The sequence below is a fragment of the Myxococcus eversor genome (assembly GCF_010894455.1).
Taxonomy (GTDB): domain Bacteria; phylum Myxococcota; class Myxococcia; order Myxococcales; family Myxococcaceae; genus Myxococcus; species Myxococcus eversor.
Window position 1 is genome coordinate 1 of the sequence record NZ_JAAIXY010000067.1, and the last position, 1,830, is coordinate 1,830.

The 1,830-nt window shown below is 68.8% G+C and carries 1 protein-coding gene; it reads left to right on the forward strand.

The annotated features are described in order from the left end of the window. Positions 1-1,830, forward strand: a 1,830-nt coding sequence (locus G4D83_RS45145; protein WP_163871153.1) for a condensation domain-containing protein, incomplete at both ends; no start/stop codon positions are given.

Below are 1,830 nucleotides of genomic sequence, written 5' to 3' on the forward strand. Positions count from 1 at the left end.
CGGCGGCGAAGCTCTTCCCTCCGAGTCCGCCTCCCGCCTGCGAGCCGCCCTGCCTTCCGTCCGGCTCGTCAACCTCTACGGCCCCACCGAAGTCACCATCGACGCCACCTTCGCCGAGGTTTCGGGCAAAGAGTCCGGCCTCACCCTTCCCATTGGCCGCCCCGTGGCCAATACCCACGCCTACGTCCTCGACTCGGCCCTTCACCCGCTGCCCATCGGCGTGCCTGGAGAGCTCTTCCTCGGTGGCGCTCAGTTGGCTCTCGGCTACCTCGGGCGCCCTCAGCTCACCGCTGAGCGCTTCGTGCCCAACCCCTTCAGTGCCCAGCCCGGTGCTCGGCTCTACCGCACCGGTGACAAGGCGCGCTGGCTCGCTGACGGCACCCTCCAATACCTGGGCCGCGTCGACTTCCAGGTGAAGCTGCGTGGCCAGCGCATCGAGCTGGGTGAAATCGAAGCCGCTCTCCTTCAGCAGCCCGGCGTGCGCGACGCCGTCGCCCTCGTGCGCCACGACGTCGCTGGCCACCAGCACCTCGTCGCCTATCTGGTGCCCTCGGAAGCCGCCCTGGCACTGGAAGCCGAAACCCTGCGCACTGCCCTGCTGCGGCTCCTGCCCGAGTACATGGTGCCCTCGGCTTTCGTCTCGCTGCAGGCCCTGCCTCTCACTCCCAACGGCAAGCTCGACCGCAAGGCGCTTCCCGCTCCCGACTCCCAGCACGACCACGCCTTCCTCCCTCCCTCCTCGCCCACCGAGGTGCAGCTCGCTTCCCTCTGGCTGCAACTGCTTCGCGTCGAGCGCGTCGGATTGAACGACAGCTTCTTCGCCCTCGGTGGCCACTCGCTTCTCGCCACCCAGCTCGTTTCCCGCATTCGCTCCAGCTTCGGCGCTGAGCTGCCCCTACGCGCCGTCTTCGAGGCCCCCTCCCTCGCAGCCCTCGCTCGGCGCATCGACTCCGCCCATCCCCACTCCGCGCTCCAAGCGCCACCCGTGCGCGCCGTTCCTCGCACCGGCGTGCTGCCACTCTCCTTCGCTCAGCAGCGCCTCTGGCTCATCGACCAGCTCCAGCCGAACTCTCCCGCCTACAACATCCCCACCGCTCTGCGAGTCGAGGGAGCGCTGGACGTGGCGGCCCTGGAGTCCAGCCTGCGGGCACTCATCCAGCGCCACGAGTCGCTGCGCACCACCTTCTCGCTGCATGACGAAGAGCCCATCCAGGTCATCCACCCCGACGCGGACTTCTCGCTGCCGGTGGTGGACCTGAGCGCGCTGCCAACGGAGCAGCGCGAGACTCAAGCCCGGCGCCTGGCCACCGAAGAGGCCTTGCGGCCCTTCAGTCTGGTCACCAGCCCTCTCATTCGCGGCAGCCTCTTGCGTCTGCAGCCGACGTCCCACGTGCTGCTGGTGACGATGCACCACATCGTCTCCGATGCATGGTCCTCTGGCGTGCTCGTGCGCGAGCTTGCGGAGCTCTACGCCGCACGGACTTCAGGCACCCAGTCCCACCTTCCACCTCTGCCTGTGCAGTACGCCGACTTCGCGGCCTGGCAGCGGGGCTGGCTGCGAGGCGACGTGCTCCAGCGTCAGTTGGACTACTGGCGCCACCAGCTCTCCGGTGCACCTGCCCTGCTGGAGTTGCCCACCGACAAGCCCCGCCCCTCCGTCCAGTCCCACCGCAGCGCTTCCGTCCCCGTCTCCTTCTCCCACCCCCTCTCCGAGGAGCTGCTCGCCTTCTGCCAGCGCCAGGGCACCACTCCCTTCATGACGCTGCTGGCCGCCTTCCAGCTTCTCCTCTCCCGCTACTCCGGCCAGGACGACGTCGTCGTCGGCGCTCC